The following is an 18137-nucleotide window of genomic DNA, read 5'->3' on the forward strand; positions in this document are numbered from 1 at the left end:
GGAAGCGCCCCACCCACTCCGCGTTCGCGTCGGGGCATCCCATGCAGGCGGAGGGCGATCCCCTTCCGACCTCGCAGTCCCCGAACGAGGCGGAGGGCGTCCTGGACGTGGAGGTGCTCGCGGAGGGGAAGCCTTTGGCGGGCATCACCGTGCGGCTCTACGCACAAGGGGCAGTGACGTCCGCGTGGACGCTGGCGGGCACCGGCCTCACGGATCCGACAGGCCATGTCCGCCTCGCCTCCGGCCCCGGCCGCTATCTGGTGGCGGTGCGCGCTCCAGGCCGAGCCCCCTTCCTGCGCGATGCGGTCCGCCCGCTCGGCGAGTCGCGCACGTCCGTGCGAATTGCCCTGGGGCCCGCGCAATCGCTCACAGGCCGGACGGTGACGCGTGAGACGAATGAACCGCTGCCGCTCGTGGAGCTCATCCTCACGGCGCACCCCCGCGACCTGCAGCCCTGGGAGCGCGTGGCGGCTCCCGACGACGAGCGCGTCTATGCCACGAGCGACGAGCGGGGGAGCTTCCGCATCGATGGCCTCGCTCCGGGCACCTATCTGCTGGAGGCCCGCTCCCCCGGCTACGCGCGCGTGGTGCTCAGCCGTCTGCGCATCCCCACGGAAGGCCCGCTGACGCTGGCGCTCCGGCGGGCGAGCGTCATCGAGGGCTTCGTCGTGGACGCGAAGGGCCTGCCCGCCGCGGATGCGGAGGTGCGCGTGGGCGGCAGTCCGTCGCAGGTGGTGACGACGGGAGCGCAGGGCGGCTTCTCCGTGGAGGTGGAGCCCGGCTCCCATCCCCTGTCCGCGCGGCGCGGCGAGGAGACCGGGGCGCTCGACATGCCGGTCGTCTGTGTCGCGGGCGGCACCGTGCGCGGCGTGCGCATCCAGTTGGGACCCGGCGCGGTGCTGGAGGGCCGCGTCGTGGAGGAGTCGTCAGGAGGGCCCGTGGAAGGGGCTCGTGTCGATGTCACGCCCTCGGGCGAAGACGGAGGCCCTGGCTCCGCCGTGTCGGACGCGGAGGGGCGCTTCGTCGTGCGAGGGCTCGCACCCGGCAGCTACGACGCGAAGGTCACGGCGGCGAACCACTCGCCCGCCACCCGCTCGGGCCTGACGGTCACCCAGGGCGAACGCTTCCCCGTGGAGTTCAAGCTCTCAGGCACCGGTTCGGTGGAGGGCCAGGTGCGCGACAGGAACGGTGCGCCGGTGGCGGCGGCCCGGGTCTCTGGCGTCAACGACTGGAGCAACGAGTCAGGCGCGAGCCCCATGGAGGTCCGCACCGACGTCGACGGCCGCTACCAGCTCGAGGGGCTCGCCGCGGGTCGCCTGTCCCTCACCGCGCGCCATGACGGGGCGACGGTCGGCGTCACCCAGAACGTCACCGTGGCGGCGGCCCGCGCGATGCGCGTGGACTTCACGCTGGAGAGCACCGGCACGGTGGAGGGCCGGGTGCGCGCGGCGAGAGGCTCACTTCCGCCCGCGCTGCTGGAGGTGACGGCCGTGGGGGATGAGGCCCCGCAAGGAGCGACCCTGGGCGTGGGCCAGACCGTCGTTGACGCGGACGGCGTCTTCCGGATGGTGCTTCCTTCTGGGGGCTACACGCTCGTGCTCATGGCGCGTGGCCGTTTCGTCCAGGGCCAGCGGGAGCAGGTGCGTGTGGAGGCGGGGCGGACGACCCAGGTCGACTTCACCTGGGAGGAGCACCACGACGTGAACGAATACCGGGGCGTCGTCCTGGAGCCGGATGGCTCGCCCTCGCCCCACGCCACCATCACCCTCACGGCGGGGGAAGGACAGTGGATTCCCCTGTCGATGACGCCCACGGATGAAGAGGGACGCTTCGCGGTTCCTCACTCCCGCGTGGGAGGTTCCGCCACGCGCCGCCTGATGATGGTCGCGCGCAACGGCGGACGCTCCAGCGAGGCCACGCCCATCGTCCCGGAGCAAGACGTGGTGGTGCGGCTGCGGCCCTCGGCCTTCCTCCGCGGTTGCGTGGTGCGCAAGGGCGAACCCGTGCGCGGCTTCTCCGTGTCGCTCCAGCTCCAGAAGGGATTCCTCTCGGATGGAGATGGGCCCTTCGAGTTCTCCGGCGATCGCTTCGAACTGCGCGATGTCCCTCCCGAGCCCGTGAAGCTGACGGCGCGCACGGTGGACGGCTCTGTCGGGGAAGTGCTGGCCTCTCCCGGCACGGGCACGGTGCTCGAAGTGGACATCCCCCTGACGACGCCGGCCACCGTGCGTGGGCGGGTGGTGGACGCGGCCACGAAGGCGCCCGTCTCCGGTGCGTTCATCTTCATCGAGGGTGAGCGCTCCTCCCCTGGGCAGTCCGACGCGGAGGGCCGCTTCTCCCTCGATGGAGTGCGCGCGGGCGAGCGCCTCCTCGTCCTCCTGGGAAGCCCTTCCCAGGGACATCTGCGCCGGCCATTGAAGCTGAAGGAAGGTGAGGTGCTGGACCTGGGGGACGTCGCCCTGGAGGTGACACCGTCCACCCCGTGAGGCTTCAGCCGGACTTGCGCCGCCATCCCGGAGGCGCACCGTCGCGCAGCACCTCTGCCACCGCCACCGCGCAGGCGAAGCTGGTCGTCATGGGGATCTGCATCCAGTGGCCCCCCATGTAGAGCTTCACCTCCCGCTCCTTCACGACGTGGTCGACCTTCACGTCCGCCCCCACGCGTTCCATGAGGGCCGGGTCGCCCACGGACACCACCGACTCCAACTGCGCGGGCAGGGTGGGCATGCCGCCCGCGGACGAGGCGATGATGGCGCCTCGCGCCGCCGCGCGGTCCACCAGCTCCCGCATGGACGCCTCCAGCGCGCGGTGGGTCGTGCCCAAGCTCAGGTTGAGCACGTCCACGCCCACCTCGTCGAGCATCCACGCCATCGCCTCCACGAGGCACAGTGAGTGTCCGCGGATGTTCCGGTCGAGGACGCGGGCGACGTAGACCTCCACGTCCGGCCATGGACGGACCTGGTCGTAGAGGATGCTCAGGATGCCCGTGCCATGCCCGTGCGTGTCCTCCAGGTCCAGCGTGCCCGTTCCGTCCCTCCACGCCTCCAACTCCTCCCGCTCATAGGCACGCGCCTCCAGCACCTGCGCGTCCAAATCGAGCGAGAAGGACGCGGCTCCCGCCAGATGCAGGCCGTGCTCGCGCAGGAAGGCCACCTCCACGCCGCTGTCGATGATGCCCACCTTCTTCACGGAGAACCGCCTCCCAGCCGCGAAGGCCTCCAGTGCTTCAGCTGCTGGAGCACGTAGGTGCCCAGCGACACGGATTCCGTGCGGGGCGGCACGGCATCAGGAACGGACACGGTCAGATGCACGAGCGACCCCGCGAGCGCCATCCCCGCGCCGAGCACCACGACGAGCAGGAGCGTGAGCGTGCCAATGCGCCGCACGACGAAGAGGCCGGCGTGGTCGGGGTCCTCCAACAGGGGCAGCGGTGCGGAGGAGCGTGGACTCTCGTTCGCCATGATCGGACACCTTTCCGTCCGCGCTAGGCGGCGTCCGCTTCGCCCATGCCCGCGCGGAACAGCCGCTGGTACGGAGCACAGCGCGCGAGCAGCTCCGCGTGCGGCCCCTGACCCACCAACTGGCCTCCCGCGAGCATCCACACCTCGTCCGCCAGGGGCGCGTTGGCCAGCCGGTGCGTGATGAACAGCACCGTCTGCCCGCGCTCCCGGGCCCGAGCGAGCAGCGCGCGCACGATGGCGGACTCCGTCTCCACGTCGAGCTGCGAGGTGGCTTCATCCAACAGCAACACCGGCGCGTCGCGGAGCACCGCGCGGGCCAGCGCCAGCCGCTGCCGCTGTCCGCCGGAGAGGCTCGCGCCCGCCTCGGCCACGGGCGTGTCGTAGCCTTGCGGCAGCGCGGCAATCACGGGCTCCAACACACACAGCCGCACCGCCTGGAGCAGGTCCTCTTCGCTCACGGCAGGGAGCCCCAGGGTGAGGTTGTCGCGCACGGTGCCGTGGTACAGCTCCACGTCCTGCCACACCACCGCGAGCTGCCGGCGCAGGTCGGACAGCTCCAGCGTGCTCGCGTCCTGCCCGTCGTACAGCACGCGTCCCCGGCCCGGCGCCTCCAGCCGCGTCAGCAGCCGCGCGAGCGTCGTCTTCCCGGAGCCGCTGGAGCCGACGATGGTCACCACCGTGCCGGGCCGGATGCGCGCGCTCACCTCGCGCAGCACGTCCTGGCCGGGCAGGTAGCCGAAGGACACGTCCTCCAGCTCCACTCCGCCGGAGAGCCGCCGCGTCGGAGGGGCCGGCGGCGTCAGCGAACGGGACGGATCCTGCTCCGGCGTCTCGTGCAGGTACTCGAAGAAGCGGCGCAGGTGGACGCCGCGCTGCTGAAGGCCGGTGACGAAGGCGATGGCCTCGATGACCGGCCCGCGCAGGTATGCGGCATACGCCACGAACGCCACGAAGCCGCCCAGCGTCAGCTTGCCCTGGAGGATGAGCCCCCAGCCCAGCCAGGTGAAGAGCGCCGTCTGCGCCGCCTCCACCGAACGCTCGAACAGCCGCAGCACCCCTTCCACCCCATGGGCCTTCAGGTGCGCCCGAAGCACGGACCGCATCAGCCCCGCCGCGCGCTGGTACACGAACGGCTCCAGCGCCAGCACCTTCGTCGTGCGGCTCTGCCGCAGCGTCTCCACCTGGAGCGCCTGGAGCGCGCCGTGCACGCCCATCACCTCCTGCCACGCGAGCCCCATGGCGCGGCCGATGCCGAGCGGCACCGACACCACGATGGGCAGCGTGGCCACGGCCGCCAGCGCCAGCTGCCAGTGCAGCGACGCGAGGGTGAACGGGATGACGACCAGGAAGGTGAGCTGTGAGAAGACGAGCCGGATGAACCCCAGCACCAGCGCCATGCCCGCCTTCGCATCATCGAAGCGGCTGGTGAGCTCCCCCACCTGGCGCCGGGAGAAGAAGCGGTCCGGCAGGTGCTGCAGGTGGTTGAAGAGGTACAGCGCGGCGGAGCTCTCCAGCTTCACCGTGAGGTAGGAGGAGTAGTAGCCGAACAGCGACTCCGCGAGCGCCGCCGCCACCGACGCGGCGAGGATGCTCAGCACCAGCACGTGCAACAGCCCCAGGTCCCGCGGAGACGACACGTGGTCGAACAACAGCCGCGTGAGGAAGGGCGGGATGAGCAGCAGCCCGGTGATGACCGGCCCCAGGAGCGCGCTCCTCGCGAGCGCGCCCCACGCCGGACGTAACAGCCGCAGCAGCGCGACGAGGTAGCGCGCTGACTGCCGCAGCCCGGGGGGCCCTTCCGCCTGCATCGCGCAGTCCGCTTCCATCACAGGTGCGTGAGCACGCTCCGAGCCAGCGCGTCCGCTTCCTCGGGGATGGCGTGGACGCGCAGGCCCGTGTGCTGCTCCAGCTTCCGCCGCGCACCTTCCAACACCTCGTCCCGGACGCCCAGGAACCACGTCTCCGTCCACCGGCTGCCCAAGAGCTTGCGCCCGCCCATCATCGCCAGGCCCACCACCGTGCAGGGCACGTGGTGCTCACGGGCGAGCAGCTCCAGGTACTCGCGCGTCGCGACCACGTCCTCCGGCCTGGTGTCCACCGACACGGTCAGCACCACCAGGCGCGGCAGGAACGTCTCGTAGATGTGCGTGGAGGCGTTGGCCCGGCGGTCCTGCCCCTGCGGCACATAGAGGAGGCCGTTCTGCCCGCCGGTGATGACCAGGTCGCAGTCCTTCGCCAGGTCCGCCATGAGCCGCCGCTCGAACGCCAGCCGCTGCGGCCCTTCCACGCGCAGCACGCGCGAGTAGCCCGTATCCGAGCCCAGCAGGATGCCCGTGGGCTCCGTGGCGTGGTGACGCACGCGCACGTGCTTCGCCAGCGCCTCTCGCAGGTAGACCTGCGTGGTGAACTTGCCCTGCACCGTGTCCGTGCCGAAGACGCCCAGCAGGTTGCGCGGCCCATAGTCCTCCGGGCCCGGCTTCGCGAGCGCGTCCTGCTCCGGCACGGCCACGCGGAAGAAGAGGTCGGGGTCCGGCTCCAGCCCGTCGAAGAGGTCGTAGTAGAGGATGTCGTCGTACAGCGACACCACCGGCAGCCGCCTGCGCGTGGCCACCTCCAGCAGCGCGCGGACGTGCGGCACCTCCGTCTCGAAGTTGAGCGAGCAGGTGAACACCACCGCGTCGAAGGCGTGGCGCGCGATGTCCGCCGGATCATTCACCACGGGCACCGACAGCGCCCCGGCCTGGATGTACGTGCCCGCGTCGCTGAGCGTCACCGTGTCGTCGAACACGACCGTCGCAGGCGCCGGGCTGCGGTCGCGGAAGCGCAGGAGCGCGTAGCCCTCCTTGTTGTACTTGAAGACCGCGGTCCGCTTGCCCTGGAGCACCTCCATCACGTGCGCGCGCGTGTACATGTGGCGGCTGCGCAGCGTGGGGTTCTGCTTGAGGGGCAGGTGCTGATCGCCCTCCCAGATTTCACCCAGCTTCCGGTAGAGCACCTCCGGGTCGTACTTGGGATAGGTGCGGGTGTCCGGCGCGATGAGCAGCGGCACGCCGTAGTCCGGCATCTGGAAGATGTGTTCGCGCTCGGAGCCCTCCACGCGCAACGTGTAGCGGCCCTGCGGGTGCAGGAGGAAGTACTGGAACGCGACGCGCAGGCCCGCGACCTCCAGCACCTCCGCGTCGAGCGTGAGCTCCCGGCGCGCCTCGGTGTTCCGCCCCTCCAGGGACAGCCGGCGCAGGAGGAACGGCGGCTGCTCCTGCCCGCCGGCCTTGCTCACGTGGATGAGCACGCACTTGAAGGGGTCCACCGGGAAGGACGTGAGCAGCTCCGGCGAGAAGTCCTTCAACCGCGACACGACGTCCGCGTAACGCGCGAGGAACAGCGAGCGCGCCCGGTCCCGCTGCGTTGGATCCGGAATCATGAACAGCAGGTCGCTGCCGCTGAAGACCTCGAAGCGGCGCCACGTCTCGCGCGTCTCCGCGTCCACCGGCTCCGGCAGCTGCGCCTCCACCAGCTTGATGAGCGCGTACATCCACGCGTTGCCCGGCGTCAGCCAGTGCTCGCTGTAGAAGTCGCGCCCCCACGTCGAATAGTAGAGCCGGGGCAGCGTCGGCGGCTCCGGCGGCGGCGCGGCGGCCTGGATTTCAACGGGCGCGGCGGGCTGCATGACGCCGTCCAGCCACTCGATGCCCTCGTGCCACCAGTGCCCGAACAGCTCCGTGTCGAACGCGAGCACGAACGTCTGCCCGTCCTGGACGAGCGAGCGGCGCGAGTCGAGCAGCTCCCAGAACTCGCGCACGTGCCGGGTCACCTGGGCGCGGGCGGCGTCCACGTCGTAGAGCGCCTTCTGTCCCAGGTCGACCTTCTGGCCCGTCACCGCCTGGTACTTGAGGCCCGTCCACACCTGCCCCCGCTTGTTCGCGGGCACGGGCACGCCCAGCTCCTCGAAGTACTCGGGCCGCAGGTCGAAGCCCACATCGCGGAAGAACTCGCGGTACACCGGGTGCGCGGGGAACGTGGACTCGGGCGACTTCCACAGGTACAGCCCGATGCGGTAGTCGTGGACCATCACCTCCAGGTCCTCGTGGCGGAAGACGCCGCTGGGGTCCTGGGGCTGTGATGCGCCAATGCCCGTCAGGCTGAGCGCGGTGCGGCGGATGCCATGGCGCGTGAGCACGCGCTCCACCCCCGGCTGGAAGGCGCACTCGGGCAGCCAGAGGCCGTCCGGCTCGCGGCCGAAGATGTCCTGGAAGGACTCCACGCCCCGCGCCACCAGCCGGTCCGCGATGGCGGGCTGGAAGAAGGGCAGGAAGTTGTGCTGCGGCGTGGAGGTCCACAGCTGCACGTTGGACGGGCGCGAGCGCCCCAGCGTGGCGAACACGTCGCGCAGGCTGTGCTGGCGCAGGAACGCGAGGCTGTCCTCCACGCGCCGCAGGTACATGCCCGCGGTGCGGTGGACCCGGGAGAGCGCCTCGTCCGACAGGGATTGGGGATACTTCTCGTAGCGGTTGTAGAGCTCCAGCCGCGACGTGCGCTCCAGCTCGCGCGTGGCGATGCGCTTCAGCAGCTGGAGGTAGCCGGTGTAGCGCTCCTCGCAGGCGACGAGCTGCTCCACGAGGCACGGGGTGAAGGACATCACCAGCGTGCCGGCGAAGCGCTGGGCATCCCAGCGCTCCAACATCCGGAACAGCGGGATGTACGTCTCCGTCAGCGCTTCGAAGAGCCAGTTCTCCGGCTCATCGAAGAGGGGCCCCTCGCCCAACACCTGCGGCATGTGGGTGTTGAGGATCAGGGTGAGGCGCGTGTTCATGAGGGGACCGCGACACGGAGGGGGACGGGGAAGCACTGCGAACCGCGAGGCTAGGCGCCGCCGCCGCAGTCCTCGGTGGGGGACGTCGCGCCGTCCTCGGAACACAGCCGGTGGGCTGAGTTGAAGAGGTCCTGCCAGACCGTTCCCGGCCCCGAGGCGACGAGCGAATAGGTGGTGCTGGAGAAGTTCGACGTGGCGAAGCCCTGGACGTCCGGGCCTCCGTGGACCTGCTCCAACAGCTCCGAGACATCCTTGCGCGTGAAACGCATCGGGGACCTCCGTGTTGCGGGGGGAACGGCAGGGGAGAGGCGCGGGTCTTGGGGCTAGTAGCAGCCAATCTGGGCCGCGTCCTCGAACACGGTCTGCCCGCCGTCCTCGCACATGCGGTGGTTCGGGTTGTAGACGTCCTGGAGGATGTTGCCGCCCGCGGATGGGGTGATGTTGTACAGGGTGCCGCCAATCGTGGACGTCCAGAATCCCGTCACGTCGGGGGTGCCCTGCACGGTGTCGAGCAGCTCGGAGATGTTCTTGCGCGTGTACCGCATGGTGGGGACTCCAGGGGATGAGGGGAGATCAGCGGGGCCCCGAATCCTAGGAAGGGACGGAGAAGCGAGCAAGCCGTGGAGTCCTTGGTGTCTGTAACTGTCAGGAAATGCGCGTCATTTCCTGTTTCACAGGTGTCACAGGACCCCTCTCCGGGAAGGCGGAGGCGCACGCCGTGGCGATGAGCCGGGGGCGGATCATCGCCACGGCGTCGGCCCTGCCTACTCCCGCGCTTCGGTCAGCCCGGGCGGGCAGCTGAAGGTGGCCGGCACGGACCACAGCTGGCCGTCACCCGTGGCGGCGATGCCGGTGAAGAAGATGCGATTGCCCACGCGGATGAACGAGTTGGGAGAGGAGACGTCCGCCAACCGCCCCTGCGTCGCCGTGGAGCCCCGGGTGAAATAGGGGAAGGTGGGGCCAATCGGCTGGGACGTGCCGCCGAAAAGGACCTGGCCCGAGCCTGTGGCGAACAGGGGATAGTAGTACCCGTACTCCACATAGGGATTGTCGAAGAGCTGGCGGGTCCCCGCGGCCGTTCCATTCGTCGCCCACAGCGAGACATCCGCGGGCACGGGGTCGTCATTGACGATGTCCACCTCGAAGTAGAGGTCACCGCCAGAGACCACGGCCGTCCGCACGGCGGGATACGCGCGTTCGTCGGAGGCATAGGGGTTGGGCAGGGTGGTGATTCCCGTCTTGCCACCGCCGCTCAGCGAGAGCCGGTCGATGCGCAGCCGCCGCGTCGCCGGGCTGTCCAAGGACGCCAGATAGACATGGCTGCCCAGCGTCCCGAGCAGGCTCACCCGCTTGCCGAAGGAATCCAGGCGAAGGGTCCCCGCGGCGGTGCCATTGGTCTTCCACACCTCGTAGTTGGGGCCGTCCTCCAGGATGAACACCGGCTGCTCACCCGGGCGGCTCACCTCCGTGAGGTAGGTGAGTCCCGCATCCAACCGCTTGACGGAGGTGGTCCCGGCCAGCGTGCCGTCGGTGCGCCACAGCGTGGTGCCCGTGTCCTCGGAGAAGAAGAAGAGCAACGCGTTGTCGACCTTCATGGTGTAGTTGCCCAGGCCGGTCATCCCATTGAAGGTGCGCACCCGAAGCGTACCGGCGGCCGTCCCGTCGGACCGCCACAGCTCCGGCCCGGCCAGGCCTCCCGGGAGCGGCACCCAGCGGAAGAACACCAGGCGGCCATCGAGCTCCGTGGCGTTGGTCAGCACGGAGCCCTGCGCGCCGGGCGTGATGTCCTTGACCAGCCGCGTCCCTCCCGGCGTCCCGTCACTGCGCCACAGCTCCATGCCAGTGGTGTCGGTGCGCACCTGGAAGAAGAGCGTGTTGCCCACCGCGACGAGGTGCTGGGGCTGATAGACGCCGGGCGGCCCCGGAAACGACTTCACCTTGACGGTGCCCGCCGCCGTGCCGTCGCTGCGCCACAGGACCGAACCGGTCGAGTAGGTGGAGGTGACGAAGAAGAGCGTCCCCTGGACGTTCGTGAACTCCGTCATGACGTCCACCTGGCCCGCGGGCTGGAGGGTCGCCACCGGGGACGCCACCCCTGGGGGGCACGCCTGGGCGGTCACCTCGCGGGAGTCCTCCGCCACGGTGGCCACGGGGAGTGCCTCCGCTGGTGAAGGACCACCCGACAGCTCATCCTCCTGCAATCCCCCACAACCTACCCCGGCCAGACCCAACCACAGCAAGGCGCTCCAATTCCTTACATGCATGGCATCTCCTCCCGGTCTGCTGCACTCGGAGAGTGGGGTGTGATGCTTTGTTTTCCAAGGGGCGCCGTGAAGGGAATGAGTTGTTCTTGGACGTTGAGTTGGCTGGTCCTGATGTCTCCATGCACCTGGGGGCTGTCCGGCGAGGTGGGTGGATGGCCATTCCTCGCGCATGGCCCCGCGCGGCCTGGCTCACGGCTGACGGCGAGGCAGTCCGATGAGGTAGGTGATGGTCATTCCATTGGCCCGGTGAACGCCGCTGTGCCAGCGATAGCCATTGGCGTCGAGCCCCTCGGTCAACTCATCGAGGTCTTCCGGTGTGTAGGTCCGCAGCGACGACACCACGCCATCCCAGAGGATGAGCAGGGGGATGATGGGAATGAGGTAGGTGAACATCAGCCGCCACCAGCGCCGCGGGCGGATGAGCGGGGTGAAGCCCCAGACCAGGGGCACGATGAGCAGGATTTGGAAGAGGACGTACAGCGCCGAGCGCTGCGTGAGCTCGAAGGCGGCGATGGGAACGCCTCGTGTGGCGGCGTCCGCGAGGAGGGCTTTCGCCTGCTTCGGACGGAAGTGGTGCAACGCCTCGAAGAGGGTGCGCAACCCTGTGAGCTCCTCCGGAACGCGCATGACATCGACCGGAGTGTCGCGGTACCGAGCACCTTCGGGCAGCTCCGGCACCGGGGTGGGGTGGAGGTCGGTGAGCACCACCTCGGCCTCACCGTGCAGGCGGCGCAGCGCTGGGAGCAGGGTGCGCCAGGGGCCGCCCGTCCCCGAGCACAGGTCGATGATGCGGTCCGTGCCGGACATGCGCAGCAGCTCCGCCAGCTGGGGGGCCACGGTGTCGTAGGGGCGCGTCTTGTCGAGCACGACGTGCAGGTAGTCGGCCTCGCCCCGGCGCAACGGCGTGGGCAGCCACGACTGGTCGAGGAACTCGAAGAGGTGGAGTCTGGGGAGCAGGTTCATCGCGAGGAGGATAGAGCCTCCTCGCGTCCGTCTTCCATCGCCTCGGACCCTACTTGCTCACCGCGATGGACTTGCGGAACAGCGCCAGGCTGTAGACGAAGAACCCCACGCCCACCGCGCTCACCATCAGGAACTGGCGCCAGACGGCCCACAGTCCTCCTCCACGGTAGACGATGACCTGCGAGAAGCTCACGAAGTGCCGGGCCGGCAGGAGGTATGTGCCGTACTGCAGCCACTTGGGCTGGCTCTCCACGGGCGTGCTCCCGCCTGAAAGCAGCATCAACACCAGGACCACCAGGATGATGAGCAGCGCGAACTGCGCCATGGAGCGGGAGATGGTCCCCAGGAAGATGCCGAGCGCCGTGGCGAAGAACAGGTAGAGCACGACGCCCACGAACCACAGCACCACCGAGCCCGCGAACGGCACCTTCAGCACCATCCGCACGACCAGGAGGAGCGAGGCCCCGGTCGCGACCAGGATGACCAGCCCGTTGGCCCAGACCTTCGCCATGGCGATCTCGAACGAGGTCAACGGCATCACGAGCAGGTGCTCCAGCGTTCCGTGCTCGCGTTCGCGGATGACCGCGGCGCCCGTGAGCACGACCGTCAACAGGGTGATTTGGTTGATGATGGCCACCACGCTCTTGAACCAGGACGACACCCCGTTGGGGTTGAAGAGCTTCCGGACGACCAGGCGGACCGGCTTCGGTCCCGTCGCCTCCGTGCGCTTGAGGAAGGAGGAGGTGCGGTCGTTGATGATGTTCTTGATGTAGCCGGCCCCGATGCCCGCCTGCTGCATGGCGGTCGCATCGATGTTCACCTGGATGTCCGGGTTGCGCCCCGCACGGAGGTCGTGCTCGAAGCGGGGCGGAATCACGACGACGAACATGAACCGGCCCCGGTCCATGTCCGGCTGGATGTCCTCCGAGGTGATGACCTCCGGCGACTTGAAGCGGGGCGGATAGAAGGCGTTGAGCAATTCCTTGGACAGCGCGGACCCGTCCTCGTCGACGAAGGCAATCGAGGCGTTGTTCACCTCGCTGGAGGTGCCCGTGGCCTGGACGTAGATGGCCAGGGTGAACGCATAGACGACGAACACGACCAGCACCGCGTCGCTGAGCAGGCTGCGCAGCTCCTTGAGCCCGAGCCACAGGATGTTCAGCAGCGAGTTCACCGCTATTTCTCCTGCTTTCTCAGGCCCATCACGCTGATGGCCAGGAGGATGGGGACGCACACCGCCAGGAAGAGGACGTCCCCCAGGAGGAGGCCCGCCCCCAGTCCCTTGGTGAAGGCGCCCAGGCTGGCGTGCATGTAATAGGTCGCCGGCCAGATGGAGCCGACGAGCTTGGCCCCCCCCTGCAGCGTGGAGACGGGCTGCAACAAGCCGGAGAACTGGATGGTTGGAACGATGGTCAAGATGGCCGTGACGAACACGGCCGCGACCTGGCTGCCGGTGAAGGTGGACGTCACCATCCCAATGCCTGTCGTCGCCGTGACGTAGAACACCGTGCAGAGGACCAGCGTCAGGAAGCTGCCCTTGATGGGGACGCCGAAGACCACCAGCGCCAGGACGGTCAGGATGAAGAAGTTGGCCATGCCAATGGCGACGTAGGGCAGCTGCTTTCCGAGCAGGTACTCCAGCCTCCCCGTGGGCGTGACGTAGAAGTTGATGATCGACCCCAGCTCCTTCTCCCGCACGATGCTGACCGTCATGAGGATGGCGGGGATGAGCAACAGCAGCAGCGCCGGGACGCTCGGCACGATGGAGTAGATGCTCTTGAAGGTGGGGTTGTAGAGGTAGCGCTCCTCGATATTGGCCGTGTACTCCTGCGCGCTGGCGGACCGGAAGCCGCTCGCGGGATCCCGGAGCATCCGCTCGTGGACCCCCTGGACGTATTGCTCGACGGTGTCGCCACGGAAGGTCATGGCGCCGTCCACCTGCGCCAGCACCTCGGGGCCGGAGCCCCGGCGGAAATCCAGACCGAAGCGGGGTGGAATCTCCAGCACCACCGAGACATCGTCGGATTGGAGCCGGCGCAGCGCATCGTCCGCGGACGGTGATGGCGGAGTCCGGGCGAAATAGGGCTTCGCCGAGCTGAACTGCTCCAGGTACGTGCGGCTCTCGGGGGACTGGTCCAGATCCAACGCGGAGTAGCGGATGTTCTCCACGTCGGTCGTGATGCCGAAGCCGAAGACGAGCATCAGCAGCGCCGAACCGATGAATGCAAACGCCAGCCGGACCTTGTCGCGGAGGATTTGACTGGTCTCGTTGGAGGCGTACGCGAGCATCCGGCCGACCCGCAGCCGCAGGCCGGCCCGGTCCGCTCGTGGCGCGGACGGGGGCTCGGCTGGGGGGGCTTCGGGCTTGGGGGCGGGCGTTGTGCCCTGGCCCTTCCCCTCCTGGCTCTCCGTGCGTGCCTTTTCGGCGATGGCCTCCTCCATGTAGGCGATGAAGGCCGTCTCCAGGCTGTCCGCGTGCTTCGACTCGATGAGCTTCTGCGGGCTGTCCGCCGCCAGCACCCTCCCCGCGTTCATGAGGGAGATGCGGTCGCATCGCATCCCCTCGTTCATGAAGTGCGTCGTCACGAAGATGGTGACGCCCTGCTTGCGCGACAGGTCGATCAACAGCTCCCAGAAGCTGTCCCGGGCGACCGGATCCACTCCCGACGTGGGCTCGTCCAGGATGAGGATCTGCGGCCCGTGCAGCACGGCGACGGCCAGCGAGAGCCGCTGACGCAGGCCCATGGGCAGGTCCCCGGCGAGGGTCTCCAGGTGGGCGCCCAGGCCGAACCGCTCGACCAGCTCATCGATGCGCGCCTTCGCCTTGTCTGGCGGCAGATGGTAGAGCCGCGCATGCAGGACCAGGTTCTGCTGGACGCTCAGCTCGCCGTACAGCGAGAACGCCTGGGTCATGTAGCCCAGGTTCTTGCGCACCTCCATGCTGCCGGCATCCACGGAGCTGCCGAAGAGCTTCGCCGTCCCTTCCGAGGGAGGCAGCAGTCCAGTGAGCATCTTCATGGTCGTGGACTTGCCGCAGCCGTTGGAGCCCAGGAAGCCGAAGATTTCACCGCGCTCGATGGACAGCGTGACGTGGTCGACGGCGGTGAAGGTCCCGAAGCGGCGGGTCAGCCCGTGGGCCTCGATGGCCAGCTCCGCGTTGCCCGGTGCGCGGGGGGGGATGGTGAGCTCCGTGTGGCCCCGGCGCTTCTCCTCGGGCAGCAGCGCGATGAAGCACTTCTCCAGGTCCTGGGTCCCCGTGCGCTGCATCAGCTCCGCGGGGGTCCCTGTCGCCAGCACGCGCCCCGCGTCCATGGCGACAATCCAGTCCCACTGCTGCGCTTCGTCCATGTAGGCCGTGGAGATGATGACGCTCATGCCGGGGCGCCCGGCGCGAATCTCGTCGATGAGGGTCCAGAACTGCCGCCGGGAGAGCGGGTCCACGCCGGTGGTGGGCTCGTCGAGGATGAGCAGGTCCGGGTCGTGCACCAGCGCTCCGCACAGCCCCACCTTCTGCTTCATGCCGCCGGAGAGCTTGCCGGCGGGGCGCTCCGCGAACCTGCCCAGCCCCGTGGCCGCGAGCAGCTCCGGCACGCGCACCTTGCGCTCCTCGGGGGACAGGCCGAAGAGCCGGGCCATGAAGTCGACGTTGTCGTAGACGCTGAGCTCCAGGTAGAGGTTCTTTCCCAGCCCCTGCGGCATGTACGCGATGCGCGGTCCCACGTCCCGCCGGTGCCGGGCGTCCGCGATGTCCCCGTCCAGGACCATCACGCGTCCCTGCTGCAATTTCTTGGCGCCGGCCACCAGGGCCATCAGCGTGGACTTGCCCACGCCGTCAGGCCCCACGATGCCCACCCGGATGCCACTGGGGACGTCGAGCGAGAGCCCGTCGATCGCGACGGTCTTCTTGTAGCGGTGGGTCACGTCCTGGACGGAGACCACGGGCCCACGGGAGGAGCCGGCCGGCGATTCTGGCGACGAGGATGAGATCATGGCCGAGCCCTCCCGGGTCTCCGGGCTAGTGGGATCCGGACTCAGCCGTGATGACGTTGCGCAGCTGGGAAGGCCAGGTGGCGTTGGGGTCCACCTTGACGTAGCCGACGCCGCGAATGCCCGTCTTGATGCGCTCGACGTAGCGGCCGGCCAGCTCCCGGGGGACCTGGAGCTTCACGCGGAACACCAGCTTCTCCCGCTCGCTCTTCGTCTCCACCTGCTTGGGCGTGAACTGCGCCTCCGGTGACACGAAGGAGACGTAGCCGGGGATGGAGCGGTCGGGTTCGAAGTCGACGGTGAGGCGCGCCTCCGAGCCAATCCTCACGCGGGCGGCCTCACTGGCGGGGAGGAAGATCTCCATGAAGACATCCTCCAGGTTCACGAGCGTCAGCGCCGGTCCGCCGGGGGCGAGCACCTCTCCGGGCTCCGCGAGGCGGTAGAGGACCCGCCCCGTCACCGGAGACTTGAGCGTCGCGTCGGCGATGCGCGTTTGAATCGTCGCCGCGTTGGCGCGCGCGACCTCAATCTCCTCGCGGGAGGTCTTCAGCGTGGCGGCCGCTTCCTCCAGTGCGGCCCGGGCGGTCTCCGCCTGGCTCGTCCGGACGTCCAGGTCCCGCTGCGAGCCCGCGCCTTGCGCCACCAGCCTCCTGGAGCGCTCGACCTCGATGGTGGCGAGCTCTATCTCGCTCTTCTGTTTGACGACCCCCGCTTCGGCCACCGCCAGCTTCTCCTGCGTGGCCGCGAGGTTCGCGTTGGCCTCCGCCAGGCTGGACTCCAGCGTGGAGGTGTCCAATCGCACCAGCACCTGACCGGGCCTGACGAGGTCGCCTTCGTTGACGAGGATTTCCTTCACCCGCAGGGGCTCCTTGGCGGAGACATCCGCCAGCTTCGCCTCGATGCGGCCGTTGCCGGAGACGATTCCCTCCGGCAGCTTGGATTTCTTCCCCTTCCAGTAGCTGAAGCCGATGATCACGATGATCGCGAGGGCGATCAACCCAATGACCCACTTGAGTTTCCCTTTCGGGTGCTTGGGCATGGCGGACTCTCTATGGCTTTCCGGCTGGCGGAAGCGCCTTCTGCTCCGGCGCCCGCGGCTTGGACAACATGTCGCCCCAGTGGGTCCGCTTCTCCATCTCGCCCTTCACCGGCTCCGGCAGGATGGGCTGGCCCTGGCGGACCTCCCAGCCCCCGCCCAGCGCCTTGTAGAGGGCGACCAGGTTCGTGGCGATGGATGAGCTCGTCTGGGCCAGGTTGTTCTGCTGCTCCAGGAGCGAGCGCTGCGCGTCCAGCACGCGCTGGTAGTCCACGGCGCCTTCCCGGTACTGCACCACCGCGAGCTCCACGGACCGCTGCGCGGCCTTCACGGCGGCTTGCTGGAACGCCATGGCCCTCTGGGCGTTGACGAATCCCGTCAGGGAGTCCGCCACCTCCTGGGCCGCCTTGAGCACCGTGTTGCGGTAGTTGACGAGCAGTTGCTGGAACCGCGCGTCCTCGACCCGCACGCCGTTCTTCAGGCGGCCGTAGTTCAGGAAGGGAAAGACGATCCGGGGACCCACGGAATACGCGAGGCTGCCCAAGGAGAAGAGATTGCCGTTCGCAGAGCCGGCGGTGCTCGCCTGCAGCCCGATGGTTCCGAAGAGGGAGAAGCTCGGATAGAGCTCCGCCTCGGCGATGCCAACCCGGGCGCACTGCGCGGCGGCGGACAGCTCCGCGCTGCGGACGTCCGGACGCCGCCTCAGGATTTCCGCCGGCATGCCGACGGCCACCGTCGCGGGCGCGAGCGGAATCCGCTTGGGACCCGCCAGCAACGCCTGCACCTCATCCGTGGGCTGGCCGAGCAGCGTGCTCAGGGCGTTGTGGGCCTGCTCCAGGCCGGCCTCCAATTGGGGGATGGTGGCCCGGGTGCTCTCCAGCAGGGTCTCGGCCTGCATCATGTCGAGCTCCGAGGTGACACCGTTGCTGAAGCGCGACTCGGCGATGCGGTAGCCCTCCTCCTGGATCCGGACGTTCTCCCGGGCCTGCTCGATGAGGACCTCGTAGGTCCGGACCGTGACGTAGGTGCGCGCGACCTCCGCGGTGAGCGAGACGACGGAGGACTGATAGTCCGCCACCGACGCGAGCAGGCTCGCGGCTCCCGATTCCACTCCGCGACGGTACTTGCCCCAGAAGTCCACCTCCCACAGCGCGTCGAAGCCCACCTGGTAGTCCAGGAAGTGGCGGTCGATCTCATTGAGGTTGGCCAGGTCGATGATGTTCGACGCGGCGGAGTTCTTACTGCGCCCCACCGCGGCCACGCTGGCGGTCGCGACCTGGACCTGTGGAAACTGCCTGCCGGTCAGGATGCCCAGCTGGGCGCGCGCCTCGACGATTCTCAGCCCCGCGATTTGCAGCGGCAGGTTCTGCCGGTAGGCGAGCTCGACGAGGCGATCCAGCGAGGGGTCCCCAAATGACTTCCACCATTCGGTATTGACCGCATCCTGGGTCGAAAGTCGCGGGTCGCCCTGGGTGCTCCACTCCTTGGCGATAGGGGCTTCGGGCCTCGTGAACCGGGGGCCGACCGTGCACCCGGAGAGCACGGTCAGGACGCCAAGCAGCGGCCATGCGCCGGTGAAGTTCTTCCCCTGCATGGTGCTGTTCGTCCTCCACATC

Annotated in this window: 13 protein-coding genes; 1 reads left to right on the forward strand and 12 read right to left on the reverse strand. The window is 68.9% G+C overall.

Annotated features, from left to right (window positions below; translation table 11 throughout):
* The first annotated feature begins 41 nt into the window (after positions 1-41).
* Complete coding sequence (locus KYK13_RS06925; RefSeq protein WP_223642922.1) at positions 42-2486, forward strand: carboxypeptidase regulatory-like domain-containing protein; 2445 nt, start codon at positions 42-44, stop codon at positions 2484-2486.
* 4 nt (positions 2487-2490) lie between these two features.
* Here the strand turns inward: KYK13_RS06925 and KYK13_RS06930 are convergent, their stop codons facing one another.
* The 12 genes from KYK13_RS06930 to KYK13_RS06985 all read right to left on the reverse strand — a co-directional run bounded on the left by KYK13_RS06930 (position 2491) and on the right by KYK13_RS06985 (position 18136).
* Positions 2491-3189, reverse strand: coding sequence for a S8 family serine peptidase (locus tag KYK13_RS06930; protein ID WP_223642924.1), 699 nt, complete (start codon positions 3187-3189; stop codon positions 2491-2493).
* Positions 3186-3461: a hypothetical protein gene (locus tag KYK13_RS06935; protein ID WP_223642926.1), complete on the reverse strand. Its 276-nt coding sequence runs from the start codon at positions 3459-3461 to the stop codon at positions 3186-3188. Before KYK13_RS06935 ends, KYK13_RS06930 begins: the two co-directional genes overlap by 4 nt.
* Before the next feature lie 23 nt (positions 3462-3484).
* On the reverse strand, positions 3485-5287 hold the full coding sequence (locus tag KYK13_RS06940; protein ID WP_223642928.1) for a peptidase domain-containing ABC transporter: 1803 nt from the start codon (positions 5285-5287) through the stop codon (positions 3485-3487).
* Positions 5287-8271, reverse strand: a complete 2985-nt coding sequence (locus KYK13_RS06945) for a DUF1611 domain-containing protein (RefSeq protein ID WP_223642930.1) — start codon at positions 8269-8271, stop codon at positions 5287-5289. The genes KYK13_RS06940 and KYK13_RS06945 overlap by 1 nt, the downstream gene beginning before the upstream one ends.
* A 50-nt stretch (positions 8272-8321) precedes the next feature.
* Positions 8322-8540 (reverse strand): hypothetical protein, encoded by a 219-nt coding sequence (locus KYK13_RS06950; protein WP_223642932.1) that lies wholly within the window; start codon positions 8538-8540, stop codon positions 8322-8324.
* Positions 8541-8594: 54 nt separating this feature from the next.
* On the reverse strand, positions 8595-8816 hold the full coding sequence (locus KYK13_RS06955) for a hypothetical protein (protein WP_223642934.1): 222 nt from the start codon (positions 8814-8816) through the stop codon (positions 8595-8597).
* Positions 8817-9035: 219 nt separating this feature from the next.
* Positions 9036-10421 (reverse strand): ELWxxDGT repeat protein, encoded by a 1386-nt coding sequence (locus KYK13_RS06960; protein WP_223642936.1) that lies wholly within the window; start codon positions 10419-10421, stop codon positions 9036-9038.
* 303 nt (positions 10422-10724) lie between these two features.
* Positions 10725-11498 (reverse strand): class I SAM-dependent methyltransferase, encoded by a 774-nt coding sequence (locus KYK13_RS06965; protein ID WP_223642937.1) that lies wholly within the window; start codon positions 11496-11498, stop codon positions 10725-10727.
* 49 nt (positions 11499-11547) lie between these two features.
* Positions 11548-12672 carry an ABC transporter permease gene (locus KYK13_RS06970; protein WP_223642940.1) on the reverse strand — a complete coding sequence of 375 codons (1125 nt, stop codon included), beginning with the start codon at positions 12670-12672 and terminating at the stop codon, positions 11548-11550.
* Positions 12673-12674: 2 nt separating this feature from the next.
* Positions 12675-15488 carry a ribosome-associated ATPase/putative transporter RbbA gene (rbbA, locus tag KYK13_RS06975; RefSeq protein ID WP_223642942.1) on the reverse strand — a complete coding sequence of 938 codons (2814 nt, stop codon included), beginning with the start codon at positions 15486-15488 and terminating at the stop codon, positions 12675-12677.
* Between the two features lie 25 nt (positions 15489-15513).
* A complete protein-coding gene (locus KYK13_RS06980; protein ID WP_223642944.1) occupies positions 15514-16524 on the reverse strand; it encodes an HlyD family secretion protein in 1011 nt (336 codons plus the stop codon).
* Positions 16525-16534: 10 nt separating this feature from the next.
* Positions 16535-18136 carry an efflux transporter outer membrane subunit gene (locus tag KYK13_RS06985; RefSeq protein ID WP_223642946.1) on the reverse strand — a complete coding sequence of 534 codons (1602 nt, stop codon included), beginning with the start codon at positions 18134-18136 and terminating at the stop codon, positions 16535-16537.
* Between the last annotated feature and the right edge of the window lies 1 nt (position 18137).

It is taken from the genome of Corallococcus sp. EGB (assembly GCF_019968905.1).
GTDB lineage: Bacteria > Myxococcota > Myxococcia > Myxococcales > Myxococcaceae > Corallococcus.